The sequence below is a fragment of the Sporosarcina sp. G11-34 genome (assembly GCF_026931025.1).
This window is the reverse complement of the sequence record NZ_JAHNZW010000008.1, coordinates 1-17,451: the sequence shown is the minus strand read 5'-3', so window position 1 is coordinate 17,451 and position 17,451 is coordinate 1. Positions and strand designations below refer to the sequence as shown.

The 17,451-nt window shown below is 40.7% G+C and carries 19 protein-coding genes; 14 read left to right on the top strand and 5 right to left on the bottom strand.

Annotation, left to right across the window (positions count from 1 at the left end; genetic code table 11):
• Nucleotides 1–8: 8 nt before the first annotated feature.
• Nucleotides 9–788 carry a DNA repair protein RecO gene (gene recO / locus KSU66_RS12755; RefSeq protein WP_269051846.1) on the top strand — a complete coding sequence of 260 codons (780 nt, stop codon included), beginning with the start codon at nucleotides 9–11 and terminating at the stop codon, nucleotides 786–788.
• A 34-nt stretch (nucleotides 789–822) separates the two neighbouring features.
• Here recO and KSU66_RS12750 read toward each other — a convergent pair whose 3' ends face one another.
• Entirely contained in the window at nucleotides 823–2,193 is a 1,371-nt protein-coding gene (locus tag KSU66_RS12750) for a glycine--tRNA ligase (protein WP_329958822.1), read from the bottom strand.
• Nucleotides 2,194–2,508: 315 nt separating this feature from the next.
• On the opposite strand from KSU66_RS12750, the gene KSU66_RS12745 reads away from it, so the two are divergent.
• The 8 genes from KSU66_RS12745 (at nucleotide 2,509) to KSU66_RS12710 (ending at nucleotide 10,898) form a co-directional block, all read left to right on the top strand.
• Nucleotides 2,509–3,147, top strand: coding sequence for a helix-turn-helix transcriptional regulator (locus KSU66_RS12745; RefSeq protein WP_269051844.1), 639 nt, complete (start codon nucleotides 2,509–2,511; stop codon nucleotides 3,145–3,147).
• Between the two features lie 10 nt (nucleotides 3,148–3,157).
• Nucleotides 3,158–3,973, top strand: coding sequence for a pyruvate, water dikinase regulatory protein (locus KSU66_RS12740; RefSeq protein WP_269051843.1), 816 nt, complete (start codon nucleotides 3,158–3,160; stop codon nucleotides 3,971–3,973).
• A gap of 225 nt (nucleotides 3,974–4,198) precedes the next feature.
• Nucleotides 4,199–6,010, top strand: a complete 1,812-nt coding sequence (gene dnaG, locus KSU66_RS12735; RefSeq protein WP_269051842.1) for a DNA primase — start codon at nucleotides 4,199–4,201, stop codon at nucleotides 6,008–6,010.
• Nucleotides 6,011–6,043: 33 nt separating this feature from the next.
• The gene (gene rpoD, locus KSU66_RS12730; RefSeq protein WP_269051841.1) at nucleotides 6,044–7,162 is read left to right on the top strand and encodes an RNA polymerase sigma factor RpoD; all 1,119 of its coding nucleotides are present in this window, start codon (nucleotides 6,044–6,046) and stop codon (nucleotides 7,160–7,162) included.
• Between the two features lie 178 nt (nucleotides 7,163–7,340).
• On the top strand, nucleotides 7,341–8,480 hold the full coding sequence (locus KSU66_RS12725; protein ID WP_269051840.1) for an acyl-CoA dehydrogenase family protein: 1,140 nt from the start codon (nucleotides 7,341–7,343) through the stop codon (nucleotides 8,478–8,480).
• A gap of 140 nt (nucleotides 8,481–8,620) precedes the next feature.
• Nucleotides 8,621–8,968 carry a cytochrome c550 gene (cccA, locus tag KSU66_RS12720; RefSeq protein WP_269051839.1) on the top strand — a complete coding sequence of 116 codons (348 nt, stop codon included), beginning with the start codon at nucleotides 8,621–8,623 and terminating at the stop codon, nucleotides 8,966–8,968.
• A 116-nt stretch (nucleotides 8,969–9,084) separates the two neighbouring features.
• On the top strand, nucleotides 9,085–9,783 hold the full coding sequence (locus KSU66_RS12715; RefSeq protein WP_269051838.1) for a tRNA (adenine(22)-N(1))-methyltransferase: 699 nt from the start codon (nucleotides 9,085–9,087) through the stop codon (nucleotides 9,781–9,783).
• On the top strand, nucleotides 9,780–10,898 hold the full coding sequence (locus KSU66_RS12710; RefSeq protein ID WP_269051837.1) for a Nif3-like dinuclear metal center hexameric protein: 1,119 nt from the start codon (nucleotides 9,780–9,782) through the stop codon (nucleotides 10,896–10,898). The genes KSU66_RS12715 and KSU66_RS12710 overlap by 4 nt, the downstream gene beginning before the upstream one ends.
• 39 nt (nucleotides 10,899–10,937) lie before the next feature.
• On the opposite strand, the gene KSU66_RS12705 is transcribed toward KSU66_RS12710, so the two are convergent.
• Both KSU66_RS12705 and vrrA read right to left on the bottom strand, forming a co-directional pair.
• Complete coding sequence (locus KSU66_RS12705) at nucleotides 10,938–11,912, bottom strand: 4-hydroxy-3-methylbut-2-enyl diphosphate reductase (protein WP_269051836.1); 975 nt, start codon at nucleotides 11,910–11,912, stop codon at nucleotides 10,938–10,940.
• Nucleotides 11,913–11,974: 62 nt separating this feature from the next.
• Entirely contained in the window at nucleotides 11,975–12,421 is a 447-nt protein-coding gene (gene vrrA / locus KSU66_RS12700) for a VrrA/YqfQ family protein (RefSeq protein WP_269051835.1), read from the bottom strand.
• Nucleotides 12,422–12,534: 113 nt separating this feature from the next.
• Here vrrA and KSU66_RS12695 point away from each other — a divergent pair, with 113 nt between their 5' ends.
• Both KSU66_RS12695 and KSU66_RS12690 read left to right on the top strand, forming a co-directional pair.
• A complete protein-coding gene (locus KSU66_RS12695; protein ID WP_269051834.1) occupies nucleotides 12,535–13,830 on the top strand; it encodes a DEAD/DEAH box helicase in 1,296 nt (431 codons plus the stop codon).
• On the top strand, nucleotides 13,827–14,735 hold the full coding sequence (locus KSU66_RS12690; protein ID WP_269051833.1) for a deoxyribonuclease IV: 909 nt from the start codon (nucleotides 13,827–13,829) through the stop codon (nucleotides 14,733–14,735). Before KSU66_RS12695 ends, KSU66_RS12690 begins: the two co-directional genes overlap by 4 nt.
• Before the next feature lie 148 nt (nucleotides 14,736–14,883).
• Here KSU66_RS12690 and KSU66_RS12685 read toward each other — a convergent pair whose 3' ends face one another.
• Nucleotides 14,884–15,132: a hypothetical protein gene (locus tag KSU66_RS12685; protein ID WP_269051832.1), complete on the bottom strand. Its 249-nt coding sequence runs from the start codon at nucleotides 15,130–15,132 to the stop codon at nucleotides 14,884–14,886.
• Between the two features lie 103 nt (nucleotides 15,133–15,235).
• On the opposite strand from KSU66_RS12685, the gene KSU66_RS12680 reads away from it, so the two are divergent.
• Genes KSU66_RS12680 through KSU66_RS12670 form a run of 3 tightly spaced genes read left to right on the top strand, consistent with a single transcriptional unit; the run spans nucleotide 15,236 to nucleotide 17,279 of the window.
• Nucleotides 15,236–16,006 (top strand): metal ABC transporter ATP-binding protein, encoded by a 771-nt coding sequence (locus KSU66_RS12680; RefSeq protein ID WP_269051831.1) that lies wholly within the window; start codon nucleotides 15,236–15,238, stop codon nucleotides 16,004–16,006.
• Nucleotides 16,003–16,866, top strand: a complete 864-nt coding sequence (locus KSU66_RS12675; protein WP_269051830.1) for a metal ABC transporter permease — start codon at nucleotides 16,003–16,005, stop codon at nucleotides 16,864–16,866. Before KSU66_RS12680 ends, KSU66_RS12675 begins: the two co-directional genes overlap by 4 nt.
• Nucleotides 16,863–17,279, top strand: a complete 417-nt coding sequence (locus KSU66_RS12670) for a Fur family transcriptional regulator (RefSeq protein WP_269051829.1) — start codon at nucleotides 16,863–16,865, stop codon at nucleotides 17,277–17,279. Before KSU66_RS12675 ends, KSU66_RS12670 begins: the two co-directional genes overlap by 4 nt.
• 57 nt (nucleotides 17,280–17,336) lie before the next feature.
• Here KSU66_RS12670 and KSU66_RS12665 read toward each other — a convergent pair.
• On the bottom strand, nucleotides 17,337–17,451 hold a 115-nt coding region (locus tag KSU66_RS12665; RefSeq protein ID WP_269050945.1), incomplete at its 5' end, for an IS3 family transposase.

The following is a 17,451-nucleotide window of genomic DNA, read 5'->3' as shown; positions in this document are numbered from 1 at the left end:
TGACAAACTTGCTGAACAAATGGGAAGGGATTATTATTCGAAGTATCCCTTATGGCGAGTCGAATAGTATAGTCACCCTTTTTACACGGGAAGCGGGCAAAGTGACAGCGATGGCCCGTGGCGCTAAAAAACCAAGAAGTAGACTTGCGGCTGTCACTCAACTGTTTACACTTGGCTCATTTCTTATCCGTAAAGGTAGGGGAATGGGTACGCTTGAACAAGGCGAGCAGATTGACTCGTTGCGTTTCATACGTGAGGATCTTGAAGCGACGGCTTATGCAAGTTATATCGTTGAAATTATTGATCGTTTAACGGAAGATAATGAACGGGTTTTCGGGGTTTATGATCTTTTATATGAATCATTGCATGCAATCAATGAACAATACGATCCCGAAGCAATTGCTCTATTCGTTGAGTGGAAAATGCTTCCTGTCGGTGGAATTCATCCGATTCTCCATGAATGTGCAAATTGCCATTCGACAGAAGGAGAATTTGCGTTTTCGTTTACTGCAATTGGTTTTCTATGCCATAGATGTTTTCATACAGACAAGTACTCCGTTCGAATTACTCCCAATCAATTAAAGCTCATCCGGACATTTTACACTGTTCCGATTAGTAAAGTGGGGGACTTGACGTTAAAAAAAGAAACGAAAATGTTTATGAAGAAAATTGTACGTACTGTATATGATGAACAGTTAGGCATTCGGTTTAAGGCAAGATCATTTCTGGATCAGCTGGAATCGAAGCCCGAACTGTTACCCAAAAAAGAAACCCCTGAGAAAGAGTGACTTTCTCAGGGGTTTTAGCTATTTAACGTATCAATTAAAATTCAAGATGTTTTGCGATATACTCTTTTACTTCGTCAATTGGAATACGAATTTGTTCCATTGAATCACGGTGTCTTACTGTTACTTTACGATCTTCTTCTGAATCGAAATCATACGTAATGCAAAACGGTGTTCCTATTTCATCTTGACGGCGGTAGCGTCTTCCGATAGATGATGAATCATCGTATTGGACAACAAAATGTTTACGAAGCTCCGCATAAACTGCGTCCGCGCCTTCTGTCAGCTTTTTAGATAAAGGAAGAACAGCTGCTTTAACTGGTGCCAACACCGGGTGGAATCGAAGCACCGTCCGTTTATCGTCGCCCTCAAGTTGCTCTTCGTTATATGCGTCTGTAAGGAATGCTAATGTTACGCGATCTGCACCAAGAGATGGTTCAATACAGTACGGTACGAATTTTTCGTTTGTTACTGGGTCTTGGTAGTGGAAGTCTTCGCCTGAATATTCCATATGGCGTTTCAAGTCAAAATCTGTACGGTTCGCAATGCCCCATAGCTCGCCCCAACCGAATGGGAATTTATATTCGATATCGACAGTGCCTTTTGAGTAATGCGAAAGCTCATCTTCATCGTGAATACGTAAACGCATATTATCTTCTGTAAGTCCTAAATTTAACAACCAGTTTTTCGAGAAGTCTCTCCAGTATTCATACCATTCCATATCTTCACCTGGTTTACAGAAAAACTCAAGTTCCATTTGTTCGAATTCACGAGTACGGAACGTGAAGTTCCCTGGAGTGATTTCGTTACGGAAACTTTTACCGATTTGAGCGATACCAAATGGCATTTTCTTTCTCATTGAACGTTGAACGTTTTTGAAGTTAACGAAAATACCTTGTGCCGTTTCTGGGCGTAAATAGATTTCGTTAGCTGAAGAATCTGTTACACCTTGAGATGTTTTAAACATCAAGTTGAATTGACGAATGTCTGTGTACTCATTTGCACCACAGCTAGGACAAACGATATCATGTTCCGCAATCAGTTCGACCATTTTTTCAAACGGCATGCCATCTACAATAATTTCAAGGCCTTTTGCGTCAAGCGCGTCTTCAATTAACTTATCTGCACGGTGTCGTGTATTACATTTCTTGCAGTCGATCATTGGATCGTTAAAGTTTCCGGTATGACCTGAAGCTTCCCAAACTTTTGGATTCATAAGAATTGCTGCGTCAAGTCCAACGTTATGAGGAGATTCTTGAACGAATTTTTGCCACCATGCTTTTTTAATATTATTTTTTAGTTCAATACCTAAAGGACCGTAATCCCAAGTATTTGCTAAACCACCATAAATATCTGAACCTGGGAAAACAAAACCTCTTGCTTTTGCTAAATTAACTACTTTTTCCATTGACATAAAATAATCCCTCCAATTAAAATAAGCACACGTCCCCGGACATATTGTCCGAGGACGAGTGCATAAAGACCCGCGGTTCCACCTCGTTTGGCTAAATACATAGCCCACTTAAAAACTACATGGCTCCAGGTTGCCTTTTCGTGTCGTTGCAGGCTTTCACTACCCCTACTCGCTTTTAAATGACAGTACTTTTCGACCTATCTACGCCTATTAACTTCATGAAATAGTGTAGCATGATTTCCCTTTCTTCGCAATAGCTCGCGACTTCGTATATAATAATCGAGGATAAAGAATTGAACGTTTAAGGCGGTGACTCAGATGGAATTGAATAAGCGCCAGACGGATATTCTCGAAATCGTCAAAGGGAATGGGCCAATCACTGGAGAACAGATTGCTGAACGGCTCGGTCTGGCAAGGGCAACAATACGTCCTGACCTCGCAATTTTAACGATGGCTGGTTACCTTGACGCGAGACCACGTGTCGGTTATTTTTATTCAGGGAAGAAACCTGTCCAATCAGTAGAAGACAGTATGATTGGTATGAAAGTTCGAGATTTTCAATCGATGCCAGTTGTTATTGCAGAGCACATTTCCGTTTATGATGCAATATGCCAAATGTTTTTAGAAGACGTTGGTACTTTATTTGTCATCGATGACTCTTTGTTTCTTACAGGTGTTTTATCGAGAAAAGACTTATTAAGAACTAGTCTTGGCGGCAATGATTTAAATAAGATGCCGGTGCACGTGATTATGACACGTATGCCTAATATTACCTACTGTGAAAAGCAAGATACCCTTATCCAAGCCGCAAAAAAAATGATTGATAAGCAAATTGATGCACTTCCCGTTATTGAGCGAAAAGGGGAAGGGCTCGCTGTTGTTGGGCGAATAACAAAAACAAATATTACAGCGGCATTCCTATCGCTTGGGGATGATCACGAATTATGAGGGGGATACAATGAGAAAGCTATCATTGTTCATCGTTTCTGACTCTGTCGGTGAAACGGCCGAACTTGTTGCAAAGGCAGCGATAAGTCAATTTAACCAAGGGTTTAACACGGTCTCTGTGAAACGGTTTTCACATATTGAAGATGAAACACAATTGCAAGAAATTGCCTATTTAGCAGAACAACAAGAAGCGCTCGTCGTTTATACACTTGTAAAAAGTGAAATGCGACATAAATTACGGAATGAGTGTGTCATAAGGAAAATTCAGTGTATAGACCTTCTTGGGCCACTCGTAAAAAAAATGGGTGTCGAACTTGGGCAAGAGCCATTGGAAGAACCCGGTCTCGTTCGACAGCTAGACGAAGATTACTTCAGGAAAATTGAAGCGATTGAATTCGCGGTCAAATACGATGACGGTCGAGATCCACGTGGTATTTTAAAAGCCGATATTGTATTGATTGGCGTTTCAAGAACTTCCAAAACGCCACTTTCACAGTATCTGGCACATAAACAATATAAAGTAGCGAATGTCCCACTCGTACCAGAAGTTGATCCGCCGGAGGAATTATTTCAAATTGATCCCCAAAAATGTTTTGCACTTATTATATCTCCGGAGAAACTAAACTCGATACGTAAGGAAAGACTAATCGCACTTGGTTTAAAAGATGATGCCAATTATGCACAGCTCGATCGTATTGAAAATGAAATTATACATTTCAAAAACGTTGCATCGAAAATTGGTTGTACGATTATTGATGTGACAAATCGTGCAGTTGAAGAGACTGCAAACGTCATTATTAGTAATATGACAAGCTACAATAAATAATAAAGAAGAACCTTCCAATCTTTTAGTGGGCAGGTTCTTCTTTTAGCGAAATCCATCTCGCATACTATTCTATTTTTAAATAACAGTCTTAAATAATCGAAATAGCTACTGGAATAGTGTAAAATGATAGTTTCGGATAAGAATTGAAACTTTTTGTCGAATTATAAAGGATTTCTGAAGATAATCTAGAATTGTAATCTAGAAGCAGTAGAAAATGGTGATTGAATGACAAGAATACCAGAAGAAACGATTGAAGCAGTTCGTTCGGGTACCGATATCGTAGATTTAATAGGCGAATACGTACAACTTACGAAAAGGGGTAAAAATTGGTTTGGTCTCTGCCCATTTCATGGGGAAAATACACCTTCATTTTCTGTATCTGAAGACAAGCAACTTTTTCATTGTTTTGGTTGTGGAGCGAGTGGTAACGCAATTACTTTCGTTATGGATATAGAAAATAGCCAGTTTACTGAAGCAGTAGTGAAGCTCGCGGGCAGGACAGGTCTTGAAATAGACATGCCCATAGGCAACGACTCCGTAGCCAAACCTCGGAATGAATTTAAACATATGTTTGAAGCACATACGCTTGCCGCAAACTTTTATAGCCACTTACTACTTAATACTGTAGAAGGCGAAAAAGCGTTAAAATATCTTGAAAAAAGAGGGTTTACGAGGGAGTATATCGAAAAATATGGAATCGGCTGGTCACTTGAAGATTCCAGTGCTTTGTCGGATTTACTGAAACGAAAAAGATTTGATTTAAATGAAATGGAACGTGCGGGGCTTTGCATTATGAAAGATAATGGGACTGGTTTTTTTGATCGGTTCCGCGGGCGTATTATGTTTCCGCTTTATGACGATAATGGAAGCGTTGTTGGCTTTTCGGGTCGGACATTATCTGTTGAGAAGCAAGAAGCTAAATATCTCAATAGCCCGGAAACACCGATATTCGAAAAAAGCCAAATATTATATAATTTTCATAATGCACGTCTTAACGTACGAAAAACGGGTAAAGTAATACTGTTTGAAGGATTTATGGATGCGATATCGGCAGATCGGGCGGGTGTAGCGAATGGTGTTGCCGTCATGGGAACTTCTTTGTCTGATACGCACCTTATAAAACTAAAAAGAATTGCAAAAGAAATAATCATCTGTTGCGACGGGGATGATGCGGGATGGGAAGCCGCGAAAAGGTTTGCCGTAATGGCTACAGCGAAGGGAATGGATGTACAAATAGCGCTTCTACCGGATAAAATGGATCCGGACGATTATATCGCGGAACGTGGCGGAGAAGCATTTCGTGAGAAAGTCATTGGCAATCCACATGCATATATGTCTTTCATTATGGCTTATGCAAAGCGGTCAAAAAATCTTTCTTATGAAAACGATGTATTGCAATTCATTCATGAAGTTCTCGAGGAACTCACCTCGCGTACATCCCCCGTAGAACGGGATATGTACATACGGCAATTATCCGTGGAGACAAGTATTTCTGTCGAAGCGATTAATCAACAATTTATGAAAATGGTTGGTAAGCACGCTAAACAAGAAAAGTCTCAACCAAATCCAACAAGTAACCTAAAAGTTGTTACGACCCCCAATAGGAAGGTTTCAGTTACGGAGCGTGCAGAACGACTTTTGCTTTTTCACTTATTAAATGACGGAGCGCTTTTTGATCGAATTCAAGAAAAAAGACGCGATCTTTTTATACGTGACGATTATGCAGCAATATTTGTCCATCTTGCCGGATTTTATGAACAGCATGGGACACCTGACTTCCACCGATTCGCTGAGTCATTGGAGGATCGTGAGTTAAGGAAAATTGTCCTTGAGGCTGCGATGGTGGAACGAGATCCAGAGCATGTCGAAGAAGAAGTTGATGATTGCATTCGTCATCTTGAAAAGTACCGGGTTGGACTAATAATCCAGGAAAAGATGCACGAATCGAAAGAAGCAGAAAAGATGAAAGATTATGCCCGGGCACTGGAGCTAGCCAGGGAAATTATACAGCTCCGGAATTCATTGACGGTAATATAGCCGCAATCCGGTGTTAGAAGGAGGAACGGTAAGATGGGTAAAAAAGAATTGTCTAAAGAGATGGAACTAACGATAGAAGCAGCTAAAGCAAAATTATTGGAGTCGGGTAAAAAAACAGGTGAACTAACGCTTGATGAGGTGACTGAAAAATTATCTCCTTTTGAAATCGAACCTGAACAATTTGAGGAATTTCTTGATTTAGTGGAAGCTCAAGGAATTGAAATGGATCGCAAATCAGAAGATGAAGTGGAAGCCGAGGCCGTAAAACCGGCAGCAGAAGATACTAAATTTGACTTGAATGATTTAAGTGTACCACCAGGTGTAAAAATTAATGATCCCGTTCGAATGTATTTAAAAGAAATCGGAAGGGTAGATTTACTAACGGGTACACAAGAAGTCGATCTTGCGAAAAGAATTATAGAAGGGGACGACTCAGCGAGAAAAGAATTAGCTGAAGCGAACCTACGCCTAGTTGTTAGTATCGCAAAACGTTATGTCGGACGTGGCATGTTGTTCCTAGACCTTATTCAAGAAGGAAATATGGGACTTATTAAAGCGGTTGAGAAGTTTGACCATACAAAAGGATTTAAGTTTAGTACGTATGCAACATGGTGGATTCGTCAAGCGATTACCCGAGCAATTGCCGACCAAGCGCGTACGATTCGTATACCTGTTCATATGGTCGAAACAATTAATAAACTAATTCGTGTTCAACGTCAACTGCTTCAAGATTTAGGGCGTGAACCATCGCCTGAAGAAATCGGCGAAGAAATGGACCTTACCGCAGACAGAGTTCGAGAAATACTTAAAATTGCCCAAGAACCTGTTTCACTTGAAACGCCAATTGGAGAAGAAGATGACTCACATCTTGGAGATTTTATCGAAGACTCCGAAGCGCAATCACCTTCAGACCATGCGGCCTACGAATTATTAAAAGAGCAATTAGAAGATGTTCTTGATACGTTAACGGATAGAGAAGAAAATGTTCTTAGACTTCGTTTCGGTCTTGATGATGGCCGGACAAGAACACTTGAAGAAGTAGGGAAAGTATTTGGCGTAACTCGCGAAAGAATTCGTCAAATCGAAGCAAAAGCATTGCGTAAGTTGAGACACCCATCTAGAAGTAAAAGACTTAAGGACTTTCTTGAGTAATAAGATAACACCGGTGAAACATTTACCGGTGTTTTTTGTTCGAAAATAGCTTGTATATGTTCGTTTTATCACATGAATTCTACAAAATCGTTCTATTTTTCAATTAATGGTGTGCAAGTCTCCTAGAATTCGCTATAATGTATTGTGTAAGCGTTCACACGAAAAGGGGATGTTGATGTTGAATTTTGATTTGACTGAAGAACAACAAATGATTAGGAAAATGATTAGGGAATTTGCAGATGCGGAAGTTGCACCTGGTGCAATCGCTCGCGATAAATCTAAGGAATTTCCAGTAGAAATTTTTAAAAAACTTTCTGAAATGGGAATGATGGGATTACCGTTTTCTGAGGAATACGGCGGAGGCGGAGCAGACACGACTAGCTTTGCGATTGTTACTGAAGAATTGAGCCGTGCATGTGCGTCTACGGGTATTACGTATTCGGCACATATTTCGCTGGGGGGCGCACCGCTTAATTTATTTGGTACTGAAGAACAAAAACAAAAATATTTAACTCCGGTTTGTACAGGTGAATCTTTCGGTGCATTTGGACTCACAGAGCCCAATGCCGGTTCTGATGCGGGAGGAACACAAACGACCGCAAAAGAAGATGGCGATGATTATGTCATTAATGGCTCAAAAGTATTTATTACAAACGCGAGTTATGCAAAACACTTAGCGATTACCGCAATTACTGGTGAAAAAGATGGAAAAAAAGAAATAAGCGCAATTATTGTGCCGACAGATTCTGAAGGCTTCACAATTATTGATAATTATGAAAAAATGGGCCTAAACGCATCGAATACAACGGAACTTGTTCTTAACAATGTTCGGGTACCAAAAGAGAACCTGCTTGGGGCGCAAGGGAACGGCTTCCGACAGTTCCTTGTCACACTTGACGGAGGTAGGATTGGAATCGGCGCAATGGCTGTAGGAATCGCCCAGGCGGCCTTTGATCGTGCACTTCAATACTCGCAAGAAAGAAAACAATTTGGAAAGTCCCTATCGAAGTTTCAAATCACGCAATTTAAACTGGCAGATATGGCTTTGAAAATCGAACTTGCTCGAACGATGGTCTATAAAGCTGCATGGTTAAAAGATCAAGGTCGACCTTTTTCAAAAGAAGCTGCTATGTGTAAATTGTATGCATCTGAAATCGCTATGGAAATCGCAAGTGAAGCAATTCAAATCCATGGTGGCTATGGCTATATGAAAGAATATGAAGTCGAGCGTTATATGCGTGATGCAAAACTACTTGAGATTGGCGAAGGTACTTCAGAAGTTCAACGGATGGTCATCGCGAGACTAATTGGCTGTTAACTTATGAAATGTTTGTCGAATTTGTCACAAAGACCGAAAAAAAAGCCGATACCTCTTTCAGTTTTCTGATGAATACAGTACAATAATAGTTGTGAACTGTATTTAGTACAGAAAAGATCCTTGTGAAGGAGGGTAATTCAATGAGTAAAAATCCTGTAATACCTTATATCCTGATTTTCTCGCTTGGACTTGGTCTTATTTTCTTCATGTCTCTTTATGGAGTTGATCAGAAAAAGGAAATCACTGGTGAAGGTGAAGGAACTGAGCAAGTAGAAGCGGACTTCGATCCTGAGGTAGCTATTGGAAAATGTATCGGCTGTCACGGCGGTGAGCTTGAGGGTGGAATGGGACCTGCATTAGTGGGAACAGCAATGTCAGCAGATGATATTGTTACGGTTATCAACGAAGGTAAAGGTTCAATGCCACCAGCAATCATCCCTGCAGAACATGCAGAAGAAATGGCAGATTATATTTTATCGCTTAAATAAGTTTTGAAATGTAAAAAGTCCTCTGTCAACAGGATCTATCTGTTGACAGAGGGCTTTTTTCTTTTGAGTTAGAGCGTAAAAGGATACAATAAAGTCAGTGAGAGGTAGGGATTTTATTGATTATAGAACGATTGTCAAACAGACTTAAAGCTGTTGCAAGTTTTGTAGAAAAAGATGCCGTTGTGGCGGATATTGGTAGTGACCATGCCTATTTACCATGCTTCCTTATTAAAACAGGCAAAATTCAACGAGCGGTCGCGGGAGAAGTGGCGAAAGGTCCGTATGATTCAGCGATGCACAACGTAAAAAAAGAAGGACTGGCGGCTGTAGTTACCGTTCGATTGGCAAATGGTCTTCTAGCAATTGAAGAAAAAGACGCAGTAGACACCGTTACAATTGCAGGGATGGGTGGATCATTAATCGCTTCAATTTTAGAAAATGGAAAATCTCATCTTCAGGGTGTCAAACGGATTATTACGCAACCAAATATTCATGCGGAGTCGATTCGAAAATGGGCGGTTTCAAATGGATGGGAAATTAAGGACGAACACATTATGAAAGAAGACGGCAAGATATATGAAATCATTGTTTTGGTGGAAGGCATATCATCTTATGATGAGTTGGATCTTTTATTGGGGCCGTTGCTTAGGGTGGAAAAGAGTTCCGTGTTTCTAGAAAAATGGATGTGTGAGCTAGAGGAATGGCAACGCGTACTGAATTCGCTGGAAAAGGCAAAAGCAACAGAAGCTATTGAAATGAAAATCGAACAATTGACGCGGCATATCGAATTGGTCGGAAAGGTGTTGGAACCGTGAAAAAAGTGAATGGACATGAAGTAATTACTCTTTTTGAGAAGTGGTCACCGAAACGCTACGCGATGGAAGGGGATCCAGTTGGATTACATATTGGTGCTTTGAACCGAAAAGTCGAGAAGGTTCTTGTTACGCTCGATGTGAATGAGGCTGTGGTAGATGAAGCAATAGAAAAAGGTGCAACCCTTATTATTGCACATCATCCACCTATATTTAGGCCTTTAAAAGGTGTTCTGACGGATACTCCCCAAGGAAAAATGATAGAGAAATGCATTAAAAACGATATTTCTGTCTATGCAGCTCATACGAATCTGGACGTGGCACCTGGTGGGGTGAATGATATGCTTGCTTCTTTACTTGAACTCAGGGAAACAGAAATAGTGGAAAAAACCTATTCTGAACAACTGTATAAGCTCACTGTCTTTTGTCCGGTCTCACATGCCGATGATATTCGACGGGTACTTGCGCAAGCAGGTGCGGGGGCTATAGGCGATTATATGGGGTGTAGTTATACAACGGCGGGAACTGGGCGTTTTACACCTACACAAGGTGCCCAACCATTCATCGGAAGTGTTGGCGAAGTAGAAGAAGTTCTTGAAGAAAAGATTGAAGTTGTATTACCAAGCTCTATCAAACAAAAAGTATTGAAGGCGATGCTTGGAGTCCATCCGTATGAAGAGCCCGCATACGACATCTTATTGCTTGATCAACGGACGAATGAATTGGGACTGGGACGTATCGGAACGCTTGAAAAAGAACTAACGCTCGCTCAGTTTGCAGAACATGTTAAGTCTGCATTCGAAGTACCAACCGTTCGCTTTGTTGGTAATCCTTCGGCAACGATTAAGACAGTTGCGGTACTTGGCGGGGATGGTAATAAATATATAAACGCTGCAAAACGTCGTGGTGCTGATGTACTCGTAACAGGTGATTTGTATTACCATGTGGCTCACGATGCAGAAGCTATAGGTCTAAATGTCGTCGATCCCGGACATAATGTTGAAAAAGTTATGATTCAAGGAGTCGCAAACTATATGACGACAGCTTGCATAGCGGCAAAATATGACGTCGAATTCATCGAGTCGAAAGTTACCACAGAACCTTTTACTTTTATATGAATTTAAAAAACCCGGCCCTTGAAAGGGCCGGGTTACTAATTAGTTTCCGTATGGCTCAATACGCTCTACGGGTTGTGGGTTTTTGATTCTAGGTAAAATCCGTTCTAGTTTGAATTTCCGTTCCGGATTATGGGTAGATGGATCATCTTCTTTGAAGTCTTCGAGAAAAGCGATGACTTCTCGTACGATTAATGTTGGAGTCGATGCGCCAGCTGTAACGGCGACAGTTTCAATCCCTTTTAACCAATCCAAGTTTAGTTCAGATACGTCTGAAATTCGGTAAGAAGGCGTATTGGCAATTTCAACCGATACTTGCGTGAGTCGGTTTGAGTTGTTGCTCATCGGATCGCCTACAACGATTAGAAGGTCTGCTTCTCCTGCTTTGTCGGCAACCGCTTCTTGTCGAACTTGTGTAGCAAGACAAATCTCTTGGTGGATTTCAATGTGTGGATATTTCTCCTGTAACGCTTCCATAAGATGTTTAACATCCCATTGGCTCATCGTTGTTTGATTTGTCACAAGAAGCTTTTCGTTCGTAATATTCAAGTGCTCAATATCTTCTAGTGTTTCAATAAGATGGACGGCATTTGGTGCTACACCAATCGCACCTTCCGGCTCCGGGTGATGTTTTTTCCCAATGTAAATAATATCAAAGCCTTCGTTCGTTTTTTCTTCAATTAAATCATGTGTTACGGTTACGTCTGGGCAAGTTGCATCAATTGAAACAAGACCTTTTCTCTTCGCAAGTTCCCTGACTTCTGGTGACACGCCGTGAGCGGTAAAAATAACTGTCCCTGTATCTACTTTTTCAAGAATTTCTAATCGGTTATCACCGTCGAGTGTAACGATACCATCCTCTTCAAATGCATCCGTAACATGTTTGTTATGGACAATCATACCCAATATAAAAATAGGTCTTGGCAACGATTTGTCGAGTGCCGCATTTCGAGCGATGATCATTGCGTCGACAACCCCGTAACAATAACCTCTTGGGGTAATCTTCAACACTTTCATCCAATTCACTCCTCTAATAGGATCTTCAATCTATTATAACGGAGTGTGCCCGTGTTTCAAAGTTAAAAGCCGGGTGGTTGGAAAATACGCGGAACGGATGGACCGAAATTGGAATTACTTCCTGCGGATTGTGCAGCCGCAGATGCGACACTTCCACCAACGGCTCCCGAACCTGCTGGGGGAAGGGATTGAAATCCTTTATATAATTTCCACATTGCTGGTAAATTTTGTACCATTGGTGCAAATTGTTGGACGACGGGTGCAAACTGCTGGGCCGTGTTTAGAAATTGATTGGCAGTTGCCATATAGGATTCCATTTTTGAAGAGCCCGGCGCTTCAGGGCCGCCTTGTGAAGGATTAGGAAATGGCTGATTCGGTGCACCGCCTTGAACAGGTTGCCCAAATGCTTGGGCTTGATTTGGCATAGTTGGTATTTCAAAGCCCGGTTGTCCTAAAGGATAAGTTGGAGGTTGGTTTAGTGCAAACGGATAAAAGGATTGATATCTCAATTTTAAACTCCTTTCTTCAGTTAAGAATGAACGAACTCATTGTATACTATGCAATATTCACATACGGCGGAACGAAATCGTGATACAATAGATGTAGGTTAGGAGGCATTTAAATGTCAAAATTCACAGATTATAATTTAAAGCCATTTATTAAAGAAGCTATCGGGAGGCTCGGGTTTGAAAGTCCGACACCGATTCAAAGGGAGATTATTCCACTCCTCTTAAAAGGGAAGAGTGCGATTGGTCAAGCCCATACAGGAACAGGAAAATCACATAGTTTTCTCATTCCGACGCTAGAGAGGGTAGATCCTTCTTTAGAAGAGTTGCAAGCTGTTATTGTTGCTCCAACAAGGGAACTTGCATCTCAGCTCTATGACGAGCTAACAAAGATCACAGAAGGTACGGAGATTCGCGGAACGCTACTTATCGGAGGTACAGATAAGGAACGATTAGTGGGAAGACTAAAGTCAAATCCACATATTATTGTAGGGACACCTGGCCGAATTAGTTATATGGCGGAAAACGGTGCGCTTGCAATTCATACCGCTAAAATTCTTGTTATTGATGAAGCAGACCTTGCATTCGACATGGGCTTTATTGAGGATATCGATAAGTTCGCTTCGAAAATGCCGGAGAACCTAGAAATGTATGTCTTTTCTGCGACAATTCCAGAAAAGCTTAAACCGTTTCTGACGAAATACATGGAATCTCCCGTCCACGTTCAAATTGGGAAACGTAAATCCTTAACGGAGGGAATGCGTTATTCGCTTGTTCCTGTTCGTGGGATGGACAGACAGAAGAAATTACTTCAAGTACTAGAAGGAATTTCACCGTACTTAGCAATCATTTTTACAAATACAAGACAAAATGCAGACCGATTAGCAGACTTTTTAGCTGAATCGGGTATTAAAACGGGTAGAATCCATGGGGATTTATCGCCACGTGAACGAACACGCATGATGAAACGTATCCGTGATCTTGATTTTCAATTTATTGTTGCAACAGATCTTGCGGCACGTGGGATTGATATTCCGGGTGTCAGTCATGTTATTAACTACGAACTTCCCGACGAGCTTGAATTCTTCATCCACCGTGTCGGTCGTACAGCGCGCGCAGGTCTAGAAGGCCAAGCAATTACGCTTTATGATCCATCGGAGGACGATAAAATCGTTCGGATTGAACAAATGGGTATTCCATTCATTCATGAAGAAGTTAAGAATGGGCAATGGGTTGAAGTGAAAGAACGCCATGCTAGGAAGAACCGCGTTAAAGAAGTTGAGGAAATTGACTATAAAGTAGCTTCGTTCGTGAGAAAGCCGGCAAAAGTAAAACCAGGTTATAAAAAGAAAATGACTCAAAAAATTGAACAAATTAAAAAGCGTGAAAGGAGAATTAAGCGTAAAAAATGACAAAAGAGACGCCTTTACTACTCGGTTCTCACGTGTCGATGAGTGGCAGTAAAATGTTGCTTGGATCGAGTGAGGATGCATTGAGTTACGGAGCGACTACGTTCATGATTTACACTGGTGCTCCCCAAAACACACGTAGAAAACCATTGGAAGAATTAAATATAGAAGTTGGACGTCAGCATATGTCTGATAATGGAATTACAGACATTGTTGTTCACGCTCCGTATATTATTAATCTTGCAAATACGTTTAAACCAGAAACTTTTGCGCTCGGTGTCGAATTTCTTCAAAAAGAAATCGAACGAACAGCTGCTCTTGGATCTAACCAAATCGTTCTTCACCCGGGTGCTCATGTAACTGCTGGTGCTGAAAAAGGAATTGCTAAAATCATTGAAGGTTTAAACGAAGTGTTATCTCAAGATTATCCGGTTAAAATTGCACTTGAAACAATGGCGGGTAAAGGGACGGAATGTGGCCGTAGTTTTGACGAGATCGCGGCAATTATCGATGGCGTAACCCATAACGAACGCTTATCAGTTTGTTTTGATACATGTCATGTGCATGACGCGGGTTACGATATTGTGAATGATTTCGGCGGTGTGCTTGAAGAATTCAATCAAATCATCGGAAAAGATCGAATTTCTGTCATTCATATTAATGATAGTAAAAATGTGCGTGGGGCGATGAAAGACCGACATGAAAATATAGGGTTCGGTCATATAGGATTCGACCCATTATCATATATCGTTCATCATCCAGACTTTAAAGACGTACCTAAAATTTTAGAAACGCCATTTGTTGGCGCGGATCCGAAAAAGAAGTTGGCCCCATATAAGTTTGAAATTGAAATGTTTCAAGAAAAATTATTTCAACCCGAAAAAATCGAATTATTAAAAGCTGAATAAAGGGAAGCCCATTTGCAAACAAATCGGTTTGCAAATGGGCTTTTTTATGAGGAAAAAGTCTTGATTCGCCGATAAGTGGATATCGAGCGCCGACATCCTTTTATAAGGTGCCGATATAAAAATAAGTAGCGTAATTTTGAAAGCTTTATTATTTTTTTGCATCTAAATACATGCTAAAAAGCATTTCTGCTTTTTCTGCCCCAATTGCTTGGCTAACTTTGCGAATGAAATTTTCGGGGATACCCGTAAAGACCCAAGTAAATGAAATCTCGTTGAGAAGTGGGCGTAGTGCTCTTATTTCTGTGATGCTAAGATTGACGCCGTAAGACCTTGCAATTTGCTGCGCTTCATAATCATCACTCATTTTAACTTCATTCAAAAGCTGTACATAATCCATTCGTACATCCTTTCTTTTGTAAAGGTTGTTTCTTAGTCTCCGATAGTTTATAATTTCATTTATGAATCGGAATGATTCCTACTTAAGCGGAGAGGAAAAAGTTATGAAAAACATATTAATCGAACTGGATGACGTGAATTTTAATTATGAACATACGGCCGTCCTTGAAAATATATCTTTGAAAGTCGGAGAAGGAGAATTTTGGGCGCTTATTGGCCCAAATGGTTCTGGAAAATCGACACTGCTTAATATTATTCTTGGATTATTAACACCGGATGCGGGTTCGGTGAAGCTATTTGGGTCAAATATTGAAGAGTTTAAACAAAGGGAACGTATTGGTTTTGTGTCACAAAAATCGAATTCCTTTAACTCTGGATTTCCCGCCACTGTTTTAGAAGTAGTTCGAAGCGGCTTAACAAGGAAAACAGGTCTGTTTAAAAGTTTTTCAAAAAAAGATGAGAAAAAAGCAGTTGAAGCGTTAAAAATTGTAGGGATGGATAGGTTTAAAAGTCGAAATATCGGTGAATTATCAGGCGGTCAGCAGCAACGGGTCTTTATTGCAAGAGCGTTAGCGGGTGAGCCCGAACTTCTTGTTATGGATGAGCCGACAGTTGGAATTGATCAGCAAAATGTGACGTCATTTTATTCTATGCTCAATGAGCTAAACCGTGACCACGGAATTGCTATTTTGCTCGTTACACACGAGATTGACCTTGTTACTGATTTGGCTACGCATGTCGCGTGTTTGAACCGAACCATTCATTTCCATGGTATTCAATCCGAATACAAAAAAATGGGCGATGAAAAAATTTCAAAATGGTACGGTCATCCGGTTAGACGCGTCCATCAACACGTGGAGGAGGCGAAACGATGATCAGTGCACTATTGTCTTATGAATTTTTGCAAAATGCTTTTCTATCCGGATTGATCATCGGGGTGATTGCCCCGCTTCTTGGGCTATTCATTGTCGTGCGCCGTCTTGCATTAATTGCGGATGCACTTAGTCATGTTGCGTTAGCGGGAATTGCGGGTAGCTTATTTTTAAGTCAACAAGTTTTATTCTTCGCTGGACTGAATCCAGTCTTCTTGGGAATTGGATCCGCGGTCGGTGGTTCTTTGTTAATTGAAAAACTAAGAGGGACGTATAAGCATTATGAAGAACTTGCCATACCTGTAATTATGTCAGCAGGGATAGGTATTGGTGCGATATTCATTTCGTTATCGAAAGGTTTTAGTTCGGATTTAATCGGCTATTTATTCGGATCGGTTTCTGCTGTAAGCAGGCAAGATTTACTAATTGTCGTTGTGATTGCAGTCATTGTGATTGGGTATATTCGATTTCTTTATAAGGAACTTTTCGTATTATCATTCGATGCGGAGTATTCTAGAGTTTCTGGCATTAATTCGAAATACATTCAGATGTTTTTTATGATTATTACAGCGTTAGTGATTGGCGCTTCGATGCGAATTGTTGGAATTCTCCTCGTCTCTTCTTTAATGACGATACCTGTCGCGGCATCGATTCAACTGGCGAAAAGTTTTAAAGGTGCGCTTATCTATTCGATTATTTTCGGTGAAGCCGCGGTTATTATTGGGCTGATTTCGGCATTTTATCTTGATATTGCACCAGGTGGAACGATTGTTGTGACATCTATTGCTATTTTATTGGTCGTTCTCGCTTGGAAAAAGGGACAAGGTGGACGGAAAATACATGCGGAGGGGGAAACGATATGACACTTGATGAGGCGTGGCGCATATTGCAAGAAAAACAATATAAGCGGACGAAAAATCGGGAGACAATCCTTGATTTTTTCTCTCGAAATGATCGATATATGACTGCTGCGGATGTCAGAAACTTTATGGAACAAGACAATCCGGGCATTAGCTTCGATACAATTTATCGCAACCTTACTACATTTGTGGAGCTTGGCATACTGGAAGAAACGGATTTAACAGGGGAGCGCCATTTCCGAATGCAGTGCGAACCTGGTGTGCACCATCATCATTTCATTTGTACGGCATGTGGAAAAACGCGAAATATTGCTGATTGTCCAATGGATACGATAAAAGTGCACTTACCTAATTATGAAATTGAAGGACATAAGTTTGAAATTTACGGAAAATGTCCGCTCTGTGTAGCAAGTTAAAAAGACCGATGTGCAACTCTAGTAAATGATGTGACCCCTTAAAGTTAGAGTTTTATATTAAGCAGCTTGTTGGCTGGTGTGAAGACGGTATTGTACCGGACTCATGCCCGCCAATTTCTGTTTGATTCGTTTGTTATTATAGTAATGAATATACAATTCGATATCACTTTTT

Coding starts and splice junctions, on each gene's coding strand:
- KSU66_RS12750 (WP_329958822.1), bottom strand. CDS start 2,193: ATGGAAAAAGTAGTTAATTTAGCAAAAGCAAGAGGTTTTGTTTTCCCA.
- KSU66_RS12740 (WP_269051843.1), top strand. CDS start 3,158: ATGAGAAAGCTATCATTGTTCATCGTTTCTGACTCTGTCGGTGAAACG.
- dnaG (WP_269051842.1), top strand. CDS start 4,199: ATGACAAGAATACCAGAAGAAACGATTGAAGCAGTTCGTTCGGGTACC.
- rpoD (WP_269051841.1), top strand. CDS start 6,044: ATGGGTAAAAAAGAATTGTCTAAAGAGATGGAACTAACGATAGAAGCA.
- cccA (WP_269051839.1), top strand. CDS start 8,621: ATGAGTAAAAATCCTGTAATACCTTATATCCTGATTTTCTCGCTTGGA.
- KSU66_RS12705 (WP_269051836.1), bottom strand. CDS start 11,912: ATGAAAGTGTTGAAGATTACCCCAAGAGGTTATTGTTACGGGGTTGTC.
- KSU66_RS12695 (WP_269051834.1), top strand. CDS start 12,535: ATGTCAAAATTCACAGATTATAATTTAAAGCCATTTATTAAAGAAGCT.
- KSU66_RS12690 (WP_269051833.1), top strand. CDS start 13,827: ATGACAAAAGAGACGCCTTTACTACTCGGTTCTCACGTGTCGATGAGT.
- KSU66_RS12685 (WP_269051832.1), bottom strand. CDS start 15,132: ATGGATTATGTACAGCTTTTGAATGAAGTTAAAATGAGTGATGATTAT.
- KSU66_RS12680 (WP_269051831.1), top strand. CDS start 15,236: ATGAAAAACATATTAATCGAACTGGATGACGTGAATTTTAATTATGAA.
- KSU66_RS12675 (WP_269051830.1), top strand. CDS start 16,003: ATGATCAGTGCACTATTGTCTTATGAATTTTTGCAAAATGCTTTTCTA.
- KSU66_RS12670 (WP_269051829.1), top strand. CDS start 16,863: ATGACACTTGATGAGGCGTGGCGCATATTGCAAGAAAAACAATATAAG.